This window comes from Ruegeria atlantica (genome assembly GCF_013032005.1).
Taxonomy (GTDB): Bacteria; Pseudomonadota; Alphaproteobacteria; order Rhodobacterales; family Rhodobacteraceae; genus Ruegeria; species Ruegeria atlantica_A.
The window spans coordinates 100,911-120,959 of the sequence record NZ_WQBE01000010.1 but is presented as its reverse complement, the minus strand read 5'-3'; the positions used below and the strand labels follow the sequence as shown (position 1 = coordinate 120,959).

At 49.9% G+C, this 20,049-nt stretch carries 16 protein-coding genes and 1 pseudogene; 9 read left to right on the top strand and 8 right to left on the bottom strand.

Annotation, left to right across the window (positions count from 1 at the left end; translation table 11 throughout):
- Positions 1–488: 488 nt before the first annotated feature.
- Positions 489–1,727 carry a YbfB/YjiJ family MFS transporter gene (locus GOX21_RS17000; protein WP_170378798.1) on the bottom strand — a complete coding sequence of 413 codons (1,239 nt, stop codon included), beginning with the start codon at positions 1,725–1,727 and terminating at the stop codon, positions 489–491.
- Positions 1,728–1,880: 153 nt separating this feature from the next.
- Positions 1,881–2,300 carry a hypothetical protein gene (locus tag GOX21_RS16995; RefSeq protein ID WP_170378796.1) on the bottom strand — a complete coding sequence of 140 codons (420 nt, stop codon included), beginning with the start codon at positions 2,298–2,300 and terminating at the stop codon, positions 1,881–1,883.
- Positions 2,301–2,516: 216 nt separating this feature from the next.
- Between GOX21_RS16995 and GOX21_RS16990 the strand changes: the two genes are divergently transcribed.
- Genes GOX21_RS16990 through GOX21_RS16975 form a run of 4 tightly spaced genes read left to right on the top strand, consistent with a single transcriptional unit; the run spans position 2,517 to position 6,451 of the window.
- Positions 2,517–3,449 carry a LysR substrate-binding domain-containing protein gene (locus tag GOX21_RS16990; RefSeq protein WP_170378794.1) on the top strand — a complete coding sequence of 311 codons (933 nt, stop codon included), beginning with the start codon at positions 2,517–2,519 and terminating at the stop codon, positions 3,447–3,449.
- Positions 3,450–3,479: 30 nt separating this feature from the next.
- Complete coding sequence (locus GOX21_RS16985; protein WP_170378792.1) at positions 3,480–3,998, top strand: MarR family transcriptional regulator; 519 nt, start codon at positions 3,480–3,482, stop codon at positions 3,996–3,998.
- Positions 3,999–4,043: 45 nt separating this feature from the next.
- Positions 4,044–4,928, top strand: coding sequence for an arginase family protein (locus GOX21_RS16980; protein ID WP_170378790.1), 885 nt, complete (start codon positions 4,044–4,046; stop codon positions 4,926–4,928).
- Entirely contained in the window at positions 4,880–6,451 is a 1,572-nt protein-coding gene (locus GOX21_RS16975) for a GMC family oxidoreductase (RefSeq protein WP_170378788.1), read from the top strand. The genes GOX21_RS16980 and GOX21_RS16975 overlap by 49 nt, the downstream gene beginning before the upstream one ends.
- Positions 6,452–6,493: 42 nt before the next feature.
- Here the strand turns inward: GOX21_RS16975 and GOX21_RS16970 are convergent, their stop codons facing one another.
- Together GOX21_RS16970 and GOX21_RS16965 are read right to left on the bottom strand one after the other, a co-directional pair.
- On the bottom strand, positions 6,494–6,895 hold the full coding sequence (locus tag GOX21_RS16970) for an NUDIX hydrolase (RefSeq protein WP_170378786.1): 402 nt from the start codon (positions 6,893–6,895) through the stop codon (positions 6,494–6,496).
- A gap of 206 nt (positions 6,896–7,101) precedes the next feature.
- Positions 7,102–8,250: a hypothetical protein gene (locus tag GOX21_RS16965; RefSeq protein WP_170378784.1), complete on the bottom strand. Its 1,149-nt coding sequence runs from the start codon at positions 8,248–8,250 to the stop codon at positions 7,102–7,104.
- A gap of 135 nt (positions 8,251–8,385) precedes the next feature.
- On the opposite strand from GOX21_RS16965, the gene GOX21_RS16960 reads away from it, so the two are divergent.
- The 4 genes from GOX21_RS16960 to GOX21_RS16945 all read left to right on the top strand — a co-directional run bounded on the left by GOX21_RS16960 (position 8,386) and on the right by GOX21_RS16945 (position 12,161).
- Positions 8,386–9,138 carry a TetR/AcrR family transcriptional regulator gene (locus GOX21_RS16960; protein WP_170378782.1) on the top strand — a complete coding sequence of 251 codons (753 nt, stop codon included), beginning with the start codon at positions 8,386–8,388 and terminating at the stop codon, positions 9,136–9,138.
- Positions 9,139–9,327: 189 nt separating this feature from the next.
- Positions 9,328–10,761, top strand: coding sequence for an MFS transporter (locus GOX21_RS16955; RefSeq protein WP_170378780.1), 1,434 nt, complete (start codon positions 9,328–9,330; stop codon positions 10,759–10,761).
- Positions 10,758–11,240 carry a DUF2165 family protein gene (locus GOX21_RS16950; RefSeq protein WP_170378778.1) on the top strand — a complete coding sequence of 161 codons (483 nt, stop codon included), beginning with the start codon at positions 10,758–10,760 and terminating at the stop codon, positions 11,238–11,240. The genes GOX21_RS16955 and GOX21_RS16950 overlap by 4 nt, the downstream gene beginning before the upstream one ends.
- 288 nt (positions 11,241–11,528) lie before the next feature.
- The gene (locus GOX21_RS16945; RefSeq protein WP_170378776.1) at positions 11,529–12,161 is read left to right on the top strand and encodes a dimethylsulfonioproprionate lyase family protein; all 633 of its coding nucleotides are present in this window, start codon (positions 11,529–11,531) and stop codon (positions 12,159–12,161) included.
- A 2,985-nt stretch (positions 12,162–15,146) separates the two neighbouring features.
- Here GOX21_RS16945 and GOX21_RS21765 read toward each other — a convergent pair.
- Positions 15,147–15,431: a helix-turn-helix domain-containing protein gene (locus tag GOX21_RS21765; protein ID WP_170378774.1), complete on the bottom strand. Its 285-nt coding sequence runs from the start codon at positions 15,429–15,431 to the stop codon at positions 15,147–15,149.
- A 342-nt stretch (positions 15,432–15,773) separates the two neighbouring features.
- On the opposite strand from GOX21_RS21765, the gene GOX21_RS16935 reads away from it, so the two are divergent.
- A complete protein-coding gene (locus GOX21_RS16935) occupies positions 15,774–16,208 on the top strand; it encodes an NUDIX hydrolase (protein WP_170378772.1) in 435 nt (144 codons plus the stop codon).
- A gap of 677 nt (positions 16,209–16,885) precedes the next feature.
- On the opposite strand, the pseudogene GOX21_RS16930 reads toward GOX21_RS16935, so the two are convergent.
- The 3 genes and pseudogenes from GOX21_RS16930 to GOX21_RS16920 form a co-directional block, all read right to left on the bottom strand.
- Positions 16,886–17,032: pseudogene (locus GOX21_RS16930) on the bottom strand (transposase); the annotation flags it as partial.
- Positions 17,033–17,192: 160 nt separating this feature from the next.
- Positions 17,193–18,548: a ParA family protein gene (locus GOX21_RS16925; protein WP_170378770.1), complete on the bottom strand. Its 1,356-nt coding sequence runs from the start codon at positions 18,546–18,548 to the stop codon at positions 17,193–17,195.
- Positions 18,549–18,601: 53 nt separating this feature from the next.
- Positions 18,602–19,504, bottom strand: coding sequence for a helix-turn-helix domain-containing protein (locus tag GOX21_RS16920; RefSeq protein WP_170378768.1), 903 nt, complete (start codon positions 19,502–19,504; stop codon positions 18,602–18,604).
- Positions 19,505–20,049: the final 545 nt, after the last annotated feature.

Genomic DNA, 20,049 nt, shown 5'->3' with positions numbered 1-20,049 from the left:
GCAATAGAGCGGTCTTTTACAGACTGACGCTGGCATATATTTAGCCAAGTCAGCTTCAGCGTGAGGGAATGAATATTGATCTCACTTTTGCCGCTCAAAATAATGAGAGCACAGGTACCAGATAATTACTATTCGGTGCTTAAATCAATAGGGGCCGGAGCGGAGAGTCGGAAAACCGCGATCGTATGAGCAGCTGCTTTTGGGAGCCTATCGTTTGAAAATCCGCAAATAAGCGGATTACGCAAATTAGGACAGGCATATGCCCCCGTATTCCAGGGCAATTGGTGTTACTTGAGGTAGATATTGGTTTGGAAATCAACCCAATGTAACTTCTGAGGAGGCCATCTTCCGACGATTGAACAACTTGTTCCACCCGAGTATTGCGTAGATGGCGCCTTTTGTGATTGCGAACTCTCGAGGTTCGAGAGTCTAAACCACGTTGGTCGCCAAACAACCAACTCGCGATGGTTGCGGAGAGCCTAGTTCGGTCACTGAAAAGGGGGTTCAGACACTACCCGGCTTTGTGAGCTCTGCAAGTGTTTCGCCCCGCTCCTTTGACCGAGAGCTGTAATGGCTCCTATGCCCAACACAATGCCAGCAGCTAACAACCCCTTTTCTATAGAATTAAAGGTATCTGCAACTGCCCCAGCCGCAATAGGACCGATTGTCTGACCTATCGCGAAGGTTGTTGTAAAGAGGGCAACGGCTGTTCCTTGAATTTCGGAGGGAAGATTATAACGAGAGAACGCGGTTATTGCTGCAGGAGCAATGAAAACTCCAATTCCGAATAATGTCCCTGAAAGGATGATTGATACTGGTCCAGAAAACAACAATGGTAGAAGCGTTCCTGCTGCCGTCACCCCAATGGCCATTGCAAGCGGCACACCGTTTGAGAACCGTGCCAGAATTGTTTTCCATGCAAAGGGAGAAACAATAATAGCCAGTCCTATTGCGACCCAAGTGACAGACACCAATTCTGGTCCAGCAGAGATATCCACCATCCAGGCTACTAGAAATGTCACATATACAATATAACCTGTGGCGAAGAGCCCGTAGCCAATGAGAGCATAAAGCGTGAGTTTTATAAGCGTTCTTATTGGAATCGTTTGAGCGGGTTGAGTTTGGGCAACTTTATCAGGCAAGTGCAAAAATGAAGTGGCCCAGATTGCTAGAAAAGAGAAAAGCACACTGGCTCCACCCAAACCGACCCATACGATTGGCCAAACTGGCGCACCATGCAAAGCAAAAATTGTGGGTATTGTTGCGCCAGTCAGAACCATGCCTACGCCTCCGCCACCAAAGTAAAGTGCAATGGCCAAGGCTGTTTTCTTGGGATCGGAGAATAGAGTAGCCGCAAGAATGCCGCCTGAGATAAAAACCGGAGCACCAGCTATTCCACTGGTGATCCTCCATACTGTCAGAAAAACGAAGTCATCTGTTATTCCAGACAACAACAGGCTGACGGAGGTGCATATCATGCCGATAACGTACAGTCGCACCGGTCCAATTCGTCTAATTAGCGTCAGCGTGAGCAGGGCGCCTCCAATGTACCCGAGAGCATTGGCTGTATTGATCCACCCGGCTTCTGCATAGGTCCAGCCTAAATCGGCACGCATAGCTGGCAGAATCAACCCGTAAGCAAATCGTGCAAATCCGTTTGAAACTGTAACACCGAGCGCGAGTCCAAGCGCAACCCACCACGCGGATACTGAGTGATGCCCATTCACAGGATTGCGCTCCTCATTAAGTAGCAGGCGGCCATTCCAGCAGCACGAAGGGAAGACAGCAAATTGGTCACCATCATAGAGGATATGTTAGAAAACATTAGAAAGTGAGTAGTTTAACGGTGGCTTCAAAAGTGTTGATTGATTTTCGACTTGTCAGCACATCTGTGGCGGCATCAAATCCGCCAAATAGGCTCGTCGGTCGGCGTTTCCGCTTAGTACATTTTTGATCCAGGACTTCTGCTCAAACCATATAACCGCAGTTTCGTGTACGCAGGCGCGTACCGGGCGGGTAGAGAATGTAAAGCTCTCCGGAGTCGACAAATCTGAATACGATAGTAGCTGGCACCATACGTCCGAATGCGTCCACCACTGGAATAACAGCCAGTTGGCAAGTGTTCCCTTGTGCAGCACGGCAAACCCCGTTTTATAAAACTCGCCTTCTTCCCTGGTTAGATGCAATAAGGAAAACACATGCTCGCGTGCGCTAGTTTCTGCCGCTGTAGTAAATAGTCTGGAAGGGCCGCTGATCTGTTCGGTAGTGATGCCATACGCCTTGATCGCCCAGTCGTCCAAGGTCCAGAGTCCCAACGGGGCGACCTTTCTTTTCCTGTACGGTGAGAAGTCCGTCTGAAGAACTCCTTTAGGCCATGTAATCATTCGTCTGCCTCAGGCATTCAGCTTTGGAAATCAGCTTTAACTAAGAAGTTTTCTTACCATCGTTGCTGGTAGGAAAAAATTGAATAATTATCGCCAGAAGATTGAGAAAAGTTCGTCGATTGGTCGGTTGTGATGAAAGCACAGTATCCTCCTCTGAGTTCAATTCGGGCATTTGAAGCAGTTGCCCGCTGCGGAACTATTCGCCGCGCCGCAGCAGAACTGGGAGTTTCACCGTCGGCTGTCAGTCACCAGATACGGGCGATCGAATCCTGGTTCGGTCAGCAGATGTTTGATCGTCGCGGCCGGGATCTGATCGTAAACAAAACCGGCAGTTTCTATTTCGAGAATGTCCGGCCTGTGTTTGACCAACTCAGGTTGGCTTCGGCAAAACTGACAGACAAACCAAAAGAAAAACTGAAACTGCTTGTCTGTCCGTCATTTGCATCGCTCTGGCTTGTCCCGAGGCTTCAGGGGTTTACATCGATGTACTCCGGCCTGAGCATTCAGATACATTGTATGAAGGAAACCATTGATCTAAATGGAACAGAATTTGACTGCGCGCTGCGTTATTGTCAGGGCGTGCCGGATGGGCATAGGGGGATTTGTCTGACGGGGGAGGAGGTGTTCCCGGTCTGCTCGGAAGCTTATCTTTCAGCCCATCAGCCGTTGACATCATTTGAAGATCTTATGAACCAGGTTCTGCTGCACGACACGCTGGGTGATAGTGGGGTTAATGCCTGTAGCTGGTCATCGTGGTTTTCCGAAGTCGGGTTTCCGGGCATGGTGCCTTCTGATCGGCACGAGTTTTCCGACAGCAATATCATGTATGAGGCCGCCTGCAATGGGCTGGGGGTGGCACTAGGGAGGAGTGTTCTGGTCGACGATTATCTTAATTCAGGCAAACTCATACGCCCAATCGCATTCAGCATTCGCTCAACACTCGCCTGGTACGCGGTCCGCCCACAATCAGGCACCAGAAACGAGGCGCTCGACCTTTTTCTGAACTGGCTGTCCGCCGAAGCAGCCCGACCGCCTGTCATCCCATCGATTAGGGACAGCTCTTGACTACGGCCAGTAACAATATATGCATGCTGCATGCATACAAATGAACGCACCGCAAATTTACTCGGAACCCTTAGCACGGCGGTCGCTAACGGCATCGACAACATCGACGCGAGCAGCCTGGATCATGGTGCGTCAGCAGCGGCAGCGCTCGTGACCATCGGAAACTATCCGAAGCAGAATGTGACCGAGCTCTCGGTCTGTCTGCGCCTCTCACATTCTGCCACCGTGCGGCTTGTAGACAGGCTAGCCGCGTCCGGGCTGATTATCAGAAACCCGGGCAGGGATAAGCGCGCCCTGACGCTCGCGCTGACGCATCAAGGTGAGGAATTTGTCGGTGGGTTGCAGGACCGGCGGCGGGCAGCTCTTGAGGACCTTCTGCATCCGCTCGATGATGTCGAGCGTCGGCTGTTAACCGGGATAATGGAAAGGATGCTTATTTACGCAACCCGGTCGCAAGAAGATGCAAACCAGCTGTGCAGATTTTGTGATCTCGAAATCTGCCCACAGGACGATTGCCCCGTCGAAAAACGTGCCCGTCAGCTGCGTTGACCGTTTGCGGAAATTTTCCGCAAAGACAAAGATCAGGGAAACATCATGACAGAGAAACCGATCTCGATTATTGAGGCGCCTTTGTCCGTAGGAGCGGGCCTGGCAGGGGTTGAAATGCTGCCCGCGGCTCTTCTGGATGCGGGGCTTGCCGAACGTGTCGGGGCAGCACGTGTAGTTTCGGCAGAAGGAACGCTCGCCGTAAAAGACATCGATAGGGTCGTGGGCATTCCTGAGCCGCTGAGAGTCCGGTCATTCCTTTTGTCGCTTGCAGATAAAGTGGAAGCGGAACTCAGAGAGGACCGGTTCCCTTTAGTACTCGGTGGTGACTGCACCGTTTTGCTGGGATGTCTCGCTGGCGCAGGACGCAACGGCAACCCGGGCCTTTTTTTCCTAGATGGCCATACGGATTTCAACGCGCCCGGCGCGCCTGATCACGAAACAGCTAGTATGGATCTGGCAATTGCCTCCGGGTACGGGCCGGACATATTGACTGCACTGGACGGAAAAACCCCGCTGGTAGCGCAAGAACAAACCGTTGTATTTGGCGTTCGTGAAGAAAACAGACTAACCGGGATCGGTGGCAACACTCTTCCGGACAACACCGATATTCTTCATCTGTCTCTGGCCGCAATCAGGGAATTCGGCTTTGGAAATGCGCTGAAGAAGGCAATGAAACGGCTGGCGCAAGCGGATTCGGGATTCTGGCTACATCTGGATGTGGATGTGCTGGATGACGCGGTCATGCCGGCGGTGGACTACAGGATGCCAGGCGGGCTGAGTCCGGGGGAGGTAAAGGCGGCGGTTGCGGCAGCGCTAGAAACCGGGAAAGTCTCTGGGATGAACGTAACCATCCTCAATCCCAAGCTGGACTGGAATGGCCAGTGCACCGGGCTGGTTGTCAGTCTACTTGCGGCCGCCTTTTCCGGGTAACTGAAGTGAACCAGGCGAGTTTTTCGGACAGCGATCTGATCTGTGACTTCTTAATCATCGGCGGGGGATCGGCAGGCTGCGTCATTGCCCGTAGGCTGGCTGATAGAACACGTGACCGGATAATTCTGCTTGAGGCGGGCAAATCCGACGAAGGCGATCCTGCCGCGATCGACCTTGCGCAGCTGGATAAACAGACAACTGACTATGACTGGGGATTTCAATCAAGTCCTCTGGACGGCTCAGCCCGCGTGATGGACTATAGCCGTGCGCGCATCCTGGGCGGTTGTGGCAATCATAATGACTGTGCTTATCTGGAACCCCCTGCTTCAGACTTCCTGGGTTGGGAGGCACTCGGAGCAAAAGGCTGGGGACCCGGGGATGTTCAACCTTTCTTTGCGCGGATCAGGGAGTTCGTGCATGTGGATCGCGAGTATGAGCGTAGCTCGGTCAGTCAGGCCTTTGTTTCGGCTGGTAAAGAACTTGGCTTTCCGGAGACCCCTTTTCACAAGGAGATTTTGCCTGGTGTTGGGTGGTTTCCGTTGAATTCCAGGGGCAAACTGCGGCATTCCAGTTCGGTAGCATATCTGCACCCGCTCAAGAGACTGCCACCGCATCTGGAAGTCAGGACAGAAACACTCGCCAAAAAGCTACTTCTGGATGGCACACGCGTGGTGGGGGCGGAAACGTCGCGCGGCAGAATTTTTGCACGCAGAGAGGTCGTTCTGACGGCCGGTGCGATCCAGACACCGCAGCTTCTTATGCTGTCGGGTATCGGGCCGCAACAGCACCTCCGGAAACATGGTATTCCGGTCGCCGTGGATCTGCCGGGTATCGGCTCCCATCTTTTGGACCACGTCTGTGTTTCTGTCTGCTGGGAGTTGAAGGAGCCTGTCCCGCAATGGGTTCATACCCCTTACCAGGCGACCCTGTTGGCCAAGATTGACCGCGATGCTCCGGCACCGGACCTGCTATTTCATTTTGGCCTGCGTCCGGACGATGCGCAGAATCCTGGCGCGTCGTCTCACGCGGATCCTGCGGACTGCGTTGTTGTTCAGCCGAACGTTGCGCGTGCCCGGTCAGAAGGTTGCGTAAAGCTCTCCTCTGCCGATCCGTTTGATAAGCCACTTATCAGACTTAACTATCTGTCTGACAAGGACGGGTATGACCTGCGCATGCTGTGGGAAGGGCTGAGGCTGGCGCGGCGTCTCGGTTCTACTCAGAGGATGGGACAGCTGATAAAAACAGAAACAGCACCTGGTCGTGACATCCAAAGTGATGACGGGCTCAAAGCCTATATCCGTGAAGCCTGCAAAACCGTATTCCATGCATGCGGGACCGCTGCAATGGGGAATTCGGAAAACCCGCAAACAGTTGTTGACCCCCGTTTACGGGTAAAGGGTGTTACAGGATTACGGGTCTGCGATGCGTCAGTGTTTCCATCCTTAGTAACGGTCAATATCAACTGCACCGTCATGATGGTTGCAGAGAAAGCAGCTGACATGATCCTGGCGGACAGGCGCTGAGTTTACGAGTTGCGCCTGCTGTCTGAACGGGAGCGGCGGTGGTTACCGTAATCTCTCCCTTGCAATATCAAGTACATACTGCCGAGTAAGGGGTGCAAGCAGGACAGAATGGGCCTCTTCCGGCCGCATCCACAGAACCTCCGAAAGCTCCGCACACGGCTCTGCTTCAAATCCAATCCTGATCAGAAACAGCTCCGCCCGGACTTCAAGGTCGTTTTCATTAGCCGCCCGGGCCCGGAACCGGCCAAGGTATTCCGGTTGTTCAGGTTCAATCTGCAATCTCAGTTCCTCACTGAGTTCACGACACAGGGCTTCAACGGCAGACTCGCCGGGTTCGATCTTACCACCGGCCTGCATGAAGGCATCTGTGAATCTCTTACGAACTAATAAAAGTTCTCCCTGTTCGTTAATGATTACTGCAGCGGCTATTCGTATTTCATTCATCCTAAACCTCGTACAAGTGCTAAATCATCTTGATGATCAGATTTACTTAGCCTTGACTTTAATTACGACGCGATGCCGTTTCAGTTTGTGACGTTGCGCGGAGCCGCTCCTCAGAACCGAAATACAACTGCCCCCTGACAGGCTCTCCGAAAAATTAGGTAGTCCGGGCTTGAAACGCTGTATGGTCCAAGAATCGCATCCCCGATCTAGCAAGCGTATCCTGACGTATGTAATTCAGTGGCGCCCACGTCCGATACAGGGATATCCTCAACCCTAACATCAATGTCGTGACTTTCGAGGAACGAAACCGCGCCAGCTGGATCTCGGTGTCTCTCTGCAAAGAATATTCCCCCCGTGCGGGGCTCGCTGCCGTCCAGACCAATCGTGTGCGTGACATGTAGGACAGCACCCAAAGCCGTGAGGTGGGTTTGCGAAACCGCATCACGTAAAAAGATTTGTCGCCGGATCTCCTGACCGTGCTTCAGTGTGCCGTGAATAGTAACGGTAACCTCATGTGGTGCACCTTCTCCGGGGTTGTATAGTAAGGAGTTTCGGAACGAGTCAAACTCCTCTGCCTGCAGTTTTGACCAAATACCTGAGGTCACCAGCCGCGCCATCAGATCCATCGTCGACTGATCGTCATAGGTTATTCGGGTAGCTACGCTTGAAGCTCCTGTGACTGCCGGCAAGGTTAGATGGTCAGGTGTATCAAACCTGTAACATACGCCTTCCGAACCGCCGAAAAACCTCGCCGGTTTTGGGTCGGACAGGCCCGACATCTCTTTCCAGACACCGTTTTCAAGAACCGGAAACGGCGCGGCAAGACGGTCCACATATTCAACGGAATCTGGCCCAGCTTGGTCTGCAAGGCTATAGCGGATATCTGTATTAATCGTTTCAATTCGTTCGAATGTAGCCGCCTCATGTGATGCGATCAGTGCGGGAATACCTGCCATCCAGGAAGACGCAAAGACAACGGGAGATTGCAGATTTGCGAGCGCAGCCTCGATCACTCCTGACCGGACACGATCAGTCCACCGGGTAATGTCTACAAAGGGTATCGACTGTGAGATGCATGAGCGCATCAACCTGCTCTCTTTATCGTTGACCGCAGTGACGACCGCCGACAAGGGTTCTGGAAAGTTGCTCAGCGGGTCCTTGTCTTCTCCGAGGTCGAAGAAATAGGTGCCTGCATTGGGAAGCTGCCCCGAAAGTTCTGCTGCTTTTTGCTGATCTCTGCCTCCAACGACGACCCTGACACCGGGAAACCCTTCCGCCAGAATTCTGCAAATTTGTGACCCGACAACACCATATCCACCGGCAACCAGAATCGTTGCTGAATTTTCACCTAACATCTGACTTTCCTTTTTAGAGCCTGATTTGCTGAAGTGGCTTGCACCAACAGTTGGTAAAACTTAAATAGGTCAATCGTATTGTTTTTTTCAAGCCCGGTATAAACAAAATTGTAGGCTGGACAATCAGGAGGCATTATGCGGCTCTGGAAAACCACCCGGCCTAAGCCGGTGATTGTTCAGAGCCCAGAGTATCTGGACTCCCGTGTAGAAGAATGGAAACAACCATTGTCAGATCAGGAAAATTCCCCCAAGCACGAACATCCTGTCGCAAAACACTCAAAAGGGCGCCTTAAGGCGCAACAAATTTTAGACGCCGCAACTCGCCTTCTGATCAATGGGGGTTACAGCGCACTTAGCATGCGGACGGTATCTTCGGCCTGTGATATTTCGTTGGGAAATTTGCAGTACCATTATCCGACAAAGGGAGCTCTATGGAGGGCGCTGCTCCGGCGCGAGATCGAAAGATTTGAAGAAAATCAGAAGAAGTGGGGCGCTAATGCCTCCGGAGGAGATGCTGAAGGAGTTCTAGAGCATGCCGTCCGATATCTGCTTGAAGATCAGAAAAATACAGGTAGCTGTGCGCTATACAGAGAGCTTTGGGCATTGTCGTCGCACGACAGTGAGGTCGCCGACGTTATGACCGATATCTATGATCTCTACACATCCAAAATTGCAGATCTGGTATGTCAGGAAAATCCGCACTTGTCTGTAGCTGACGCGGGTCACCGCGCGGTTATCATCGTTTCTCTGCTGGAGGGCGCATCGCTGTTTCGTAGCGGCAGTTTTATCGCCGTTGTCCGGGAAGATGTGGTTCAGGAAGATATACTCGGCCTCATTTTGACCATAGCCCGTGCGAAAGGTACGCCTTTAGGTGGCTTGGTGCTGTAGGCCGGAAGTTGGCGTTTATCTGATGGGATCGTTCAACCCGTTATTGCAACGTGCTCAGGCGCCGCGTCCAACCAAACCTCTTCTGAGGAATTTCTGTCCTACCCACGTCACCTGACCGGGGTCCGGGTCGTCATATCTGCAAACCAACGTGCTTACCGGACCCGTCCGGGAGATCTGCAGGAGCGTGAAGTGACAGATATCTCAAACCCTCAAAACGCCAGATGGCGCGACCTGATAACCCCGGAGCACCTGCCATATTCGGCAATTCTGGGCGGTGGCGTCGTACTGCATGCAATGAATGTTTTTGTCTCCACCACGATCTTGCCATCGGTAGTAAAAGACATTGGAGGGTTGAGCTACTATGCGTGGAGCACGACGCTATTTGTTGTTTTTTCCATTGTCAGCGCCGCACTGACATCTCGGCTAAAAAACGCACTTGGTCCGCGAGAGGCTTACCTAACAGCCCTCGCAATTTTTGCCGTTGGCACGATCCTGTGTGGATCCGCGACCAATATTGCTATTCTGAATGCAGGCCGTGCGGTTCAAGGCGCGGGCGGAGGAATTCTTTACGCTCTGGCCTACACGGTTATCCGGATGGTTTTCCCGGAAAAGCTCTGGCCGATCGCAATCGGGCTGATTACGCTCATGTGGGGCGTCGCGACACTGCTTGGGCCTGCCGTTGGAGGTGTCTTCGCGGAAATTGGGCAATGGCGCATGGCGTTCTACGCGCTACTACCAGTATCAGCATTCATCGCTTTACTGAGCATCATCAGCCTTCCCGCTACTAGAAACCACCTGGTTAAAGCAGAACCAATTCCCGGTATTCAGCTTCTCGTTCTTGTTGCTATAGTTGGCATCCTGTCGATCGCAAGTTCTGACCCCACGATTAAATCGGTGGTTTATGGTCTCCTAATTTGCTTTGCGCTTGGCTACATTGCGATACGTGTCGAAAAAAATGCTAGAGGTCGAATACTACCTCGTGGGGCACTTAATTTTCTTTCGCCCTTTGGCGCACTGTATGCCTGTGTCGCATTTCTTCTAATCGGTATGCAGCCTGAAACTTTCGTACCGTTTTTCCTCCAGAAACTACATGGGCAGTCGCCGCTGATCGCGGGATACATCGGAGCCCTGATGGCCCTTGGCTGGACACTAGCCGCTTCAATATCAGCGGGTTACACCGAGGAGCGCGCGAACCGCACAATTTTACATGGCTCAGTGATAAGTTTAGGGGGATTGATCATTCAGGTGGTTTTTCTTCCCTACACCGTGAGCAGCCTCGCAATTTTGAGCGCAATCTGCGTCGGGCTGACCATGGTTGGTTTTGGGATTGGCTATTGCTGGCCGCATGTCACCACTAAAATTTATCATGCCGCGCCATCCGACGAAAGTGATTTGGCTGCAGGGGCGATTACGACCGTTCAGCTCTTTGCAACAGCCCTCGGCGCGGCACTCGCAGGTATGGTGGTAAACTTGGCGGGGCTTGCGGAGCCTGGAGGCATCGAAGGCGCCTCGTCCGCTGCATTTTGGATGTGTCTGGTATTCCTTGCAGCTCCCATGCTTAGCATTTTTTTCGCAATTCGAGCCAACAAAGGTGTCCAGATAAAACAGGAGAAAGCAATATGAGCAGTACTATTTTCCAGCCAATAGCCCTAATGTGTCTGACGGGAGGACTCGCTTGCTGGACTACATTGGCAGCGCTTAACAATCTGCGCTCATTTAGACATGGTGTCGGCTATATGGGCTTTATCATGGGAATGAGCGCCGTAAACTTGCCCGATACTCCTGCAAACCCACTAACATCGCGTGCTGTACACAGCAGCGCTCTACATAAAGCAGCGCTTGGTGTAATTATTCTAACCGAAGTCTGCGTCAGTACACTACTCTGGGCGGCAGCAGCAGGCGTCGTAATCCATATTTTTAGTGATGGGCCAGAACTAGCGGCCATGCAGACTGTGTACGTATCACTAATAGCGTTTATGTCGTTGGCATTTCTGCTATTAGTCAGCGGTTCCTGGTTCGCCTATTACACACATATGGAACAGTCGCAGATAATGCATTTCATTATGATTGGCACCGCTTTACTAGGGCTGAACTTAATTTAGGGGCTTCCCGTCAGCGCAACAGTCAATCGCTGGAAATCATCACGAAACCCGCGATTGACTAGTGTTTTCAAGTTTAGATTTGATGGGGAACAGTTCTGCTGCCTCCGCTGAGCAAATAAGTTGGACAACTAGGCAATGTCCTACGTCAGTTCCAATTTATGGGAAGTCTCGAGGTTTAGTTTGCCTCTGATTGAACGGAGAAGCCGTACAGCGACTGAAACTGTTAGGGTCAGTCGAGCGACGTTCACAACAACTAAAGGACGCAAACTAAAAAGGATAGCAGTCTTCATGAAACCAAAACCCACCGTCCGTGATCCGCTCTTTAGGTTTGCTCGGGCAACGTCAGAGCACCTTTTATACTTCTCCCAGGAGTATTGTTACGGGGAGCATAAAGAGTTTTTGCAAACAGTGAGTACTACTTTACTCGCACCGAAAACTACGTTTGACGCGGCAGAATCGCGAGTGCCTACCCCCGTTCGTGCTTTAAAACATATGCCTAAAATATTTAGAGACAACTCGCACAAATCATCAAGTTATCTACAAGAATCTGCAATTTTGGCATTTGGCTTTGTTAATTGGTCGGAGTACTTCCCCGATAGCGGGAGTAGCCAGACATTATCGTCAGAATATGCAATTGGCGAAGGTATTGGTCCTTATGGAACACTGAGAAGCAAAAATACTGCCTTAGGGCTGTTCATAATCGGACCTAACACGTTATATCCTCCGAAAATACAATCTGTTGCTGAGTATTTCATAGTACTCTCAGGTGACGCCGCATTTCAAGTTGGAGCCGATACTCATTTTTTGAAAAAGAAATCGGGAGACATCATTGTTCACAAAGGTGACCAACCATATGCAATACAAACCGGAGATAACCCCCTCTTTGCTGTTTTTGGTCGGATTAGCAAAACGCACTATTGAAGCTGGTGTCGCAATGACGTGAGCGGTCTGTCAGAACAACTGGTATTCTGGAAATCTGGAAACGACCTTCGCTCGAGCTTCCTGCTGCAATCCACCCTGTTGACTGATTGCTGCAGACGCTCGCTCTCTATCGACTAGTCGGGTCCAGTTTCGTTATGCCGATTGCGCCAGGGTGGCCATAGTTCGGCTCCACCTGAAGGCCTCAAGCATCACACCCATGCGCAGCATCCCATAGGGAAATGCACACCTACCATTTTAGTTTCGGGCTAGTTGGGTTGCGCATTCACAGATCTCTGTGCTCTGGTTTCCCTTAATTGCTGTGGGATAAATCCGTGATAGGTATCGAGCCGAGAAAGCAATTTCCTGAAGGGCATTGTAATGTCTGTTAACGGTTCGCGCCGACAATAGCCTTCAGCCAACAGGGTGAGGAATTGTCTAGTAAAAATTCCAAATTCGGTTACGAACAAACTTATCCTATTGAAATTATGAACCTAAGCCGCTGGCTCCAGAAAATTCTATCAATACTGCACAAAAAATATCTTATGAACACGTCACTTCTTTTTCTCAAGTTTCGTCAGGTAGTAGGGGGCTGATAGGAACCCTTGATCAAAAGTTGCTAACTGGAAGTGTAGTATGTAATGCGCGTTACATGTTGGAAAGGGGCCGTTGCTGAGAAACCCGCGCATGAGACAACCTGACCTTTCCCAGCCATTTTGTCCTATGAGCCGGCAAGGGAAAACCTGAAGCCCAGTAGCACTTGTGATTTCTGACCACATATCTAACTCAGCCGGTATAAATTTGTTAAATCTATTCAAGTTAATCAAGAAAACTGCTTCGCACGTCTTAAAACTGGGAACCGAACTCATCTCGCGGGTTCTTAACTTAGGGAACACAAATTTCCCAACGTCAAACATAAAAAGAAGATTGAAACGTATTCACAGAATATCGATTACCTTTTACATAGCCTTTCAATCGTCAAATGAAGCGAACGAAGTTCATTCACTACTAGAAAACAAGGGTTTCGAAGTTTTTCGGAGAATGGCTATATTCGACCCTTACCCGTATACAGTTATGGCGAAAACTTGGATAACGGGTGATGACTACGAACTATTTAAACATGATGAGTTTTTTCAACAACTTTCAAATACTTACTCCGCTCGTTACGACGAGTACCTTTTTGATGTAGCACTACCAGAGGGCGATTGGGTTTGAAAATGTTACTACGCCCACCTTTTTCATGTTTATCGCGAAATAGTTGACTTGGACTATGAGAGTTGGGGTAAGGGCTGTAATAGCAAGACTAGACTGATTGAACCACGACAGCAGGACATCTACTGAACCAGCGAATCCGGCCAAATTTGGTGACGCCAGCAAGGTGGCTAGCCTGCTATTTGTGGACGGTGCACCAAAAAGATTCCAGTCTTTAACCTACGAAGACGCGTGCGTATTGTGTGGTACTCTGCCTATCGAGTGACAAATCTGTCATTGCACTGGACCGTCAGCGGCAATTGCGGAGGCCAATTGCAACTTCTTCAGTGGGAACCGGCAATTGTAGTTCTGATCGAACTATAACCGCAACCCTGCAACAAACGACGCTGCCATCGTGGGATCAGTTCGCTACTTCAACCTCCGACTTGCTCGCCACCTAGAAACTTACAGGCCCGCGTCACAAAGTTGCTTGCAACTTCGTCGTTAAGGCGAACAACAGAATGAACTTGGGGACGTCCATTCGATTGGGCGGCGCTAAACCGAGCCTTGCAACGCAGGCGCCGCCTTGGAGGGCTGGCATACCGATTGGGCCAGCCCTCCACCTTTGTGACTCCCTCAATTCAACGCTCAATTCCTAGGTTCCAGAGTCAAGGGTATAGTGCCAGAGTAGAATGGTATCTGCGAAAGCGCTGGCCGACAGGCAGAGCATTCGGGCTTCTGTCGCACCAAACAGATTTGTGGCGCGCATTTCAACTTCGAGCGCAGGACCTAACTGCCCCGCGATAAGGGTCTGTGCGAAAACAATACGCGTCAGAAACGCAATCGCGCAGCAGCTAGTCAGCCGATGGAAGATATTGCAAATGGGCAGTGTATTCGCTGACTTACCCAGCGGATAGAAAGAAACAATGGGGGTTCGGGGCCTTTAATAGTGGGGTGGAATTTAGTATTCATGCCACCCGGTGCATCCCTTCAGCCATCCGCCCCCGTTTTCCGTTGCAAGCTGGAGGTCGTGCGGTGCGCTTTGAGTTAGGGGTCTGCTTTGTCAGTCATGATGATCTTGTATCGGTACCTTCCGCGGCCAGCCGAGTCATGATCTGAGTGATTACACCCATATCATTCCACAGGGTGTACAGGGTTCTGAGCGGGTCATATTAGCGCGGCGCATCGGACCACCACATCCCATCGCGCCTGATGAAGATAAACCCACTCAGAACACGCGATCATAAATCCTCGGCTTGCGATGGCTCTTTAGAGAATAAGGCTGATACCGCCCATCTGTTCGCCGGAATATCCGAATAGAATAGGGAAGCTCACGGGACTGGACGGTCAATGCGCGCGACAATGGAAGAACACGTACAACCTGGAAACTTGGAAGTCGTTTTGGAGGGATGCACGACAGATCTCCCGCCCTTCTACCTATACTTTCCTAAACAGATTACAGAACTGGAATCACTTGGGTTACTTATAGAAGCCGTGAAGCAACATATATCCAAATTCTAAAGATTTAACCCTCTCGGCTATCTGGTGAACTGACAAGCTAAACCCTTCACCATCAGACGTCACAAGCAATTCAACCTAATTTTGCGGTCATAACCCGCCGACACTGGCGTTCTGGGCCTTGATCCAAATCACCACCAGCTGACCCAATTTCTGGCCGCCGGTCTTCGGAAACTGAGTTAGACGCAATAAAATGATACACTAGAAGATTTACTTGACTATCGTATGCATTTTTCAAGTAGTTGAACGCTGCGCATTTTGATAGCTTTCTTTAGAAGTTTACTTGGACCTATACAAACTGAACTTTCGGTTTGTTGATAAGTGGGTTTCTGGAAAATCGCTTGGTCGGTACCCATCCAAATAGGCCTGCAACAGCCGAATTGTACTTGGATGGGGCTCCACTTTCCCGTATTCGATCGCGGACAACTCTGCGGTCAATGGTAACCCCAAGAGCGGGGCCATTTCTCGCTGCGAAAGACCAAGGGATAACCTTGCAATTTTGACTTCACTGGAATGTTCCGTACAAATGTAACCTGGTTGGGAGTCGTTTGTTTTCTGCTTCATTTTGGTATCAAGAGCTTCCTAAGTAGCAGCACCGTATCGGTGTGATGACGATTCAAGTTATCGATCTGTGACAACTCACTCGTTGCAAAGATGGATGTGAAAATCAGATGGTTACGAATTGAAAGTGCGTTTCTGCGCGATTACCATTGCCAACAACTACTGTTCACCGGCCTACAATCGTCTTTCATAAACGCCATATTGCATATGAGCCTTTCCAACTAAATTTACCCACCGCTACAATGTACTTGCGTTTCGCTTCTGAGTGTAGCTGTCATAAGTGAACATATGCTCGGTGTTTGGACGTGCTGCGGGTTCCATCACCTCTCTGGAAAGTAAGTAGCTATGGGTGTCACTCCTAAACTGGCAGCAATTGCTGTGCTAATTCGGAACAAGAAAGTACTTTTGGTGAAACGCCGAAATGCGCCGGATATAGGGCTATGGGGATTTCCAGGCGGTCACGTAAATCTTGGAGAGACAGCAATGGATGCTGCTGCACGAGAGTTACGTGAAGAAACTGGAGTTGTTGCAAAACCTCTTAAGTATCTGACAAACGTAGATGTTATTGTAAGAAATGAGAAAAAAAATCTACGGTATCATTTCCTGCTTGCCGCTGTGTGGTGCCAATACCTTTCGGGTGAACCTATTGCTCAGGACGATGTGAGTGAAGCTGAGTGGCACCCAATTTCCAGTGTAATGTCAGGAAATCTTCGATGTAGTGAACAAGTTGACACGGTAGTCCAAATTGCAGAAAAACACGAAAGGAGTTTATCCTATTAGTTTTGTACAGCGAGTACAGCCATTCCATTCGTGAGGCGAACAGCGCGAGCAACTTTGCACCCGGATTGGTTGAACCAATCCCTCCGTCAAAGCCCAGCAGCCATACTCTTGACCATGACGTCGCGAGTGAAAAAAATGCAAAAAAGCCACTCAAATTCTGTCTCAAACCGAAGGTTCGATACAACTGATTTTTTAGGTCTGCTCTTAGCCGAGGAAACTAATTTCAGTCTCTAGCTAAAAGCATCGCAAGAGCCAACGCAACATCACCAATTACCCAGGACGTTATAACTAACCCGGTGCTATCCAATAAGGTCAATTTCTCGAAAGCTTGCGGCACCCTACCACCAAATTGTTGCACCGATGTTCTCATGTTTTCGGAACTAGCTGCCATCCATATGGCCATGGGAACGTTAAACAGTAGAACTGCCAGCTTCATCGATATTTTTAAACAAGCGCCACTCGCACCTTTTGGCAATGTTCCACAACATGGACATCTCAAAACCGCTTTCCGTTGCGCCCTTGTAGGTGGTAACTGACGAAACTTGCGCATGAAAACCAAATTCCATTTTCTTACCCGAGGTCAACTTATTGAGAAATTGACCCCCGAGTCTACATTTTTCATCCAAAGGTTGTGAGGCTGGCTGGTCGAACCAAGGGTGGGCGGTATGAATACCAAACTGCATGCCGCCATACCTGGACTTCAGCTTGTAGAACGTGGCCGGGCTAAGCCCGTGTCGACGGCAAACCTCCGCCGTCGGCATGCCTGCCTCCTGTTCCTTGATCATCCCGATAATCTGCGCCTCGGTGAAACGGCTCTTTCGCATTCGTCTGCTCCTTCAAGGTTGGGCAGACTCTACATCATGGTGAGGGATTTCGCGGGGGGCAGGTCAGACGATTTAAAATCTGCTATATCAAGGTTTATGACGTTCGTCTCTGGGACATAACTAATTTGTCTGCTTAGTGTATCTTGTTCGACCCATCCTTCTATTCAATGAACTCCTCGGCAAACCCTCTACTCGGAAGGTATGGTAGAGAGCGTTGAACTAGGTAATCGGAAACTGCATTGGCGTTTCGCATGAATTTCTTCGCCGAAACTCGAAGCCCTTCAGGAGCAGTGTATTCGTAAATACTCATGTTAAGTGCTGCGGCGTTTTCGCTAGCGGCAGACCGATTATACCAGACTTTGCTTATTATATTGCCACCATTTTCTCTCAGATCTGCAATCTGAAACATATCCCGATCATTCTCGCCTATACTTATTATAGGCAGAACTACATGCCCCCGCTGTCCGACCTGCAAGTCGGGCTCCACATCGGAGATGTACTGAAGGATGTCCGTTAACGTGAGGGCATAAGAGGTTAGAGTTTTCAGGTCGAACCCTTGTACACTCATCGGTACAACAAGCGTTGAAGCCGCTACAAGACCATTCATATGCAACGGTGTGATTGAAGATTGTTGGTCTATGATAATCACATCTAGTGTTTCATTAAGGGCTGCCTGATAAGCTTCTAAATTGAAGCTACTGTCTGATCTCCGTAGATCTGCTGGATGTGTCTTCGGAGGATAAGCTTTATCCCATTGGGCGATTGCGTCTTTCAGAACGCAGTAGACTCGGGTCTTCATTTTTTGACCCATCAGATACAGATTTACATCCCCAGATAGGATGTTTGGGCCGCCAGCCATCAACCGAACACCTGGCCAGGAAGTTTGTTGCCAAACAGCATTGAGTTGCTCGTCCGTGCGTGCGACTGGGACCTCGCCGAAAGAATCATCCATTCCCAAAAAATTGACCAAAGATTGCGCATCACCATTCTGTATGTCGTGTTGAGCATCGGCAAAGTAGCGGCTGATGGTGCCTTGCGGATCGCTATCAATCACTCCAACTCTGAGGCCATACGCCAAAACGAGATACTGGGCGAAGTGCGTTGCAGTTAGGCATTTTTCTATGCCGCCTTTTTGCGCGCCAAAAGTTATGACGGAGAGAGGTTCGCCAGGCCTTCTCCAATGAATGTGACTGCGCTTTAAATGTGACTTAGATCCCATAACAGCCCGCATAAGGCAAATGTCTTTAGGAGAGTAGGAGAGCTCGCGACCGGCGCGCTCTCCTAGTGGAAAGCAATCGCTATCGCTCTTCGCTGTGTAACTCAGAAGCTTATGATTTATTCCCAAAAGCTCAGCTACCTCCCTCTTACTAAATCGCCTTAACACGCGCTCATTAGGCGCTTCGTCTCGAAACGACCAACTATCCAGTTGGGACATTGCGACGTCCAAACGTTTAGCGAATTCGAGGATCGATAATTTCGGTGCTTCGGCCGTCCCACCAAAACTCAATGCTTCCATCCTCAACTCCCATACATCCTGTTATTCAAGCGTTTTTCTACCATTAGGAGAAACTACGCCGCCTTTGGCAACCCAGAACTTGATTTGAGCCATGTTGAGTAATGTGAAGCAATTACTCTAAGCGCTATTCCTTGCTGGTCATAACTCTTGGCCTTTTCGATCATCCCGGCGAGTTGCTTTGGGGCAGGGGGTTTGCGCCAGAATGGCTTCCAAAGGGTTTTAGCGACTTGCAAAAAGTATTCAAAGTCAGTTGTAGTCATTTGCTTTTGTCTCATCATTGCGAGTTGCACTTTCAGATCTTCTTGACCTAGATCGACGCCAAGATTCGACCACAGAGCTTTGATATTTTCAGTTGTGACAGTCGTCATACTCTCCCGACAAGCGGGCTTTAGTCGCGCAAGAACTTTGTCTGTCAAGTTTATAAGCTTGGAACACGGTGCTTCTCGGTATGAAGCATAGCTTTGGCCCTTCGTTAGCCATAACCATTGATCGAGAACTTGGCGAACTTCACGACTGACTTCGCTCGGCGTTAGCGCCGTAGAAGTATTTGTTTTATCTTTTTTGTGTTTTTCCGAAGGAAGGCGTTCAGTATTCTGAGCGCGGCGATCATTCAGCTGAACCGACTTGAGTTTCTTTTTTCGGATCCCAATCCACTCGGACCAAAATATCACTTGGATTTTCAGCCGGTAGTTATATCCGCTAGCCATCTTCTGGTTCACAGTTCCAATAACGCCCTCCTTGCGTAATTCAGCGATGTAAGAACTAATCGATGCTTTGGAACGATTTAGCTTTTCCCCGAGCTGTTTGAGAGATGGCCAGCACCATCCGTCATCGTTGGCAAGATTGCAAAGATGCGTGAGAACCCGAAAGGCGCCTGGACTTATATTTAGGTCAAGAACCTGAGCGGGTAGCGCGACAAATCCCCTAGCGGGGTCGATCTGAAGTGGATTGGGCATGCGATCTCCATTGCCGCAAGAAATAATTCTTGCGAGCCGATACAAGCCTTGTTACCCTGAAGGTGCTAATCATAGGGGCGTTGCAAGGCGTTTCTGATTTCCGAGACCGGGCAGGTGCAACTGTTCGGTCTCGTCATTTTTGTGGGAGCTATGTCATACGCTACCTCGTGCTCGTTGTGAGAGGTACACTATGGCACCCTTAACCTCAATTGAAACGCAGATTTTTATGTTCTGTGTTGTACCTAATTGATTGAGTAGGTTGGGGAATAAATCAAGAACTTTCATTTGGAACTCTCCTGGGCCTCAGAATTCCAACAATCGAACTCACTAAGACTGTTGATTTTATTAAATAAAAACCGCGTCAAATCAAATTTGACTGGAGATTGCTCAAAGTTCAACGGGATACTAAATCCGTGCGTCAAGCACTCTGGTTGCCACAACATATAGAATCGAAGGTTGTTAAAGCCTTTGACGTAAAAGTTTTAATGGGTATTGAGTAATTCATCCCATATCTTGTTTTCTTGACATGATCGGTCGGAGAACCG

Excerpts from the sequence above, each read along its gene's own strand:
- GOX21_RS16985 (WP_170378792.1), top strand. The coding sequence starts at position 3,480 with ATGCATACAAATGAACGCACCGCAAATTTACTCGGAACCCTTAGCACG.
- GOX21_RS21765 (WP_170378774.1), bottom strand. The coding sequence starts at position 15,431 with ATGAAGCAGAAAACAAACGACTCCCAACCAGGTTACATTTGTACGGAA.
- GOX21_RS16945 (WP_170378776.1), top strand. The coding sequence starts at position 11,529 with ATGAAACCAAAACCCACCGTCCGTGATCCGCTCTTTAGGTTTGCTCGG.
- GOX21_RS16960 (WP_170378782.1), top strand. The coding sequence starts at position 8,386 with ATGCGGCTCTGGAAAACCACCCGGCCTAAGCCGGTGATTGTTCAGAGC.
- GOX21_RS16935 (WP_170378772.1), top strand. The coding sequence starts at position 15,774 with ATGGGTGTCACTCCTAAACTGGCAGCAATTGCTGTGCTAATTCGGAAC.
- GOX21_RS16950 (WP_170378778.1), top strand. The coding sequence starts at position 10,758 with ATGAGCAGTACTATTTTCCAGCCAATAGCCCTAATGTGTCTGACGGGA.
- GOX21_RS16970 (WP_170378786.1), bottom strand. The coding sequence starts at position 6,895 with ATGAATGAAATACGAATAGCCGCTGCAGTAATCATTAACGAACAGGGA.
- GOX21_RS16990 (WP_170378794.1), top strand. The coding sequence starts at position 2,517 with ATGAAAGCACAGTATCCTCCTCTGAGTTCAATTCGGGCATTTGAAGCA.
- GOX21_RS16920 (WP_170378768.1), bottom strand. The coding sequence starts at position 19,504 with ATGCCCAATCCACTTCAGATCGACCCCGCTAGGGGATTTGTCGCGCTA.
- GOX21_RS16980 (WP_170378790.1), top strand. The coding sequence starts at position 4,044 with ATGACAGAGAAACCGATCTCGATTATTGAGGCGCCTTTGTCCGTAGGA.
- GOX21_RS16925 (WP_170378770.1), bottom strand. The coding sequence starts at position 18,548 with ATGGAAGCATTGAGTTTTGGTGGGACGGCCGAAGCACCGAAATTATCG.
- GOX21_RS16965 (WP_170378784.1), bottom strand. The coding sequence starts at position 8,250 with ATGTTAGGTGAAAATTCAGCAACGATTCTGGTTGCCGGTGGATATGGT.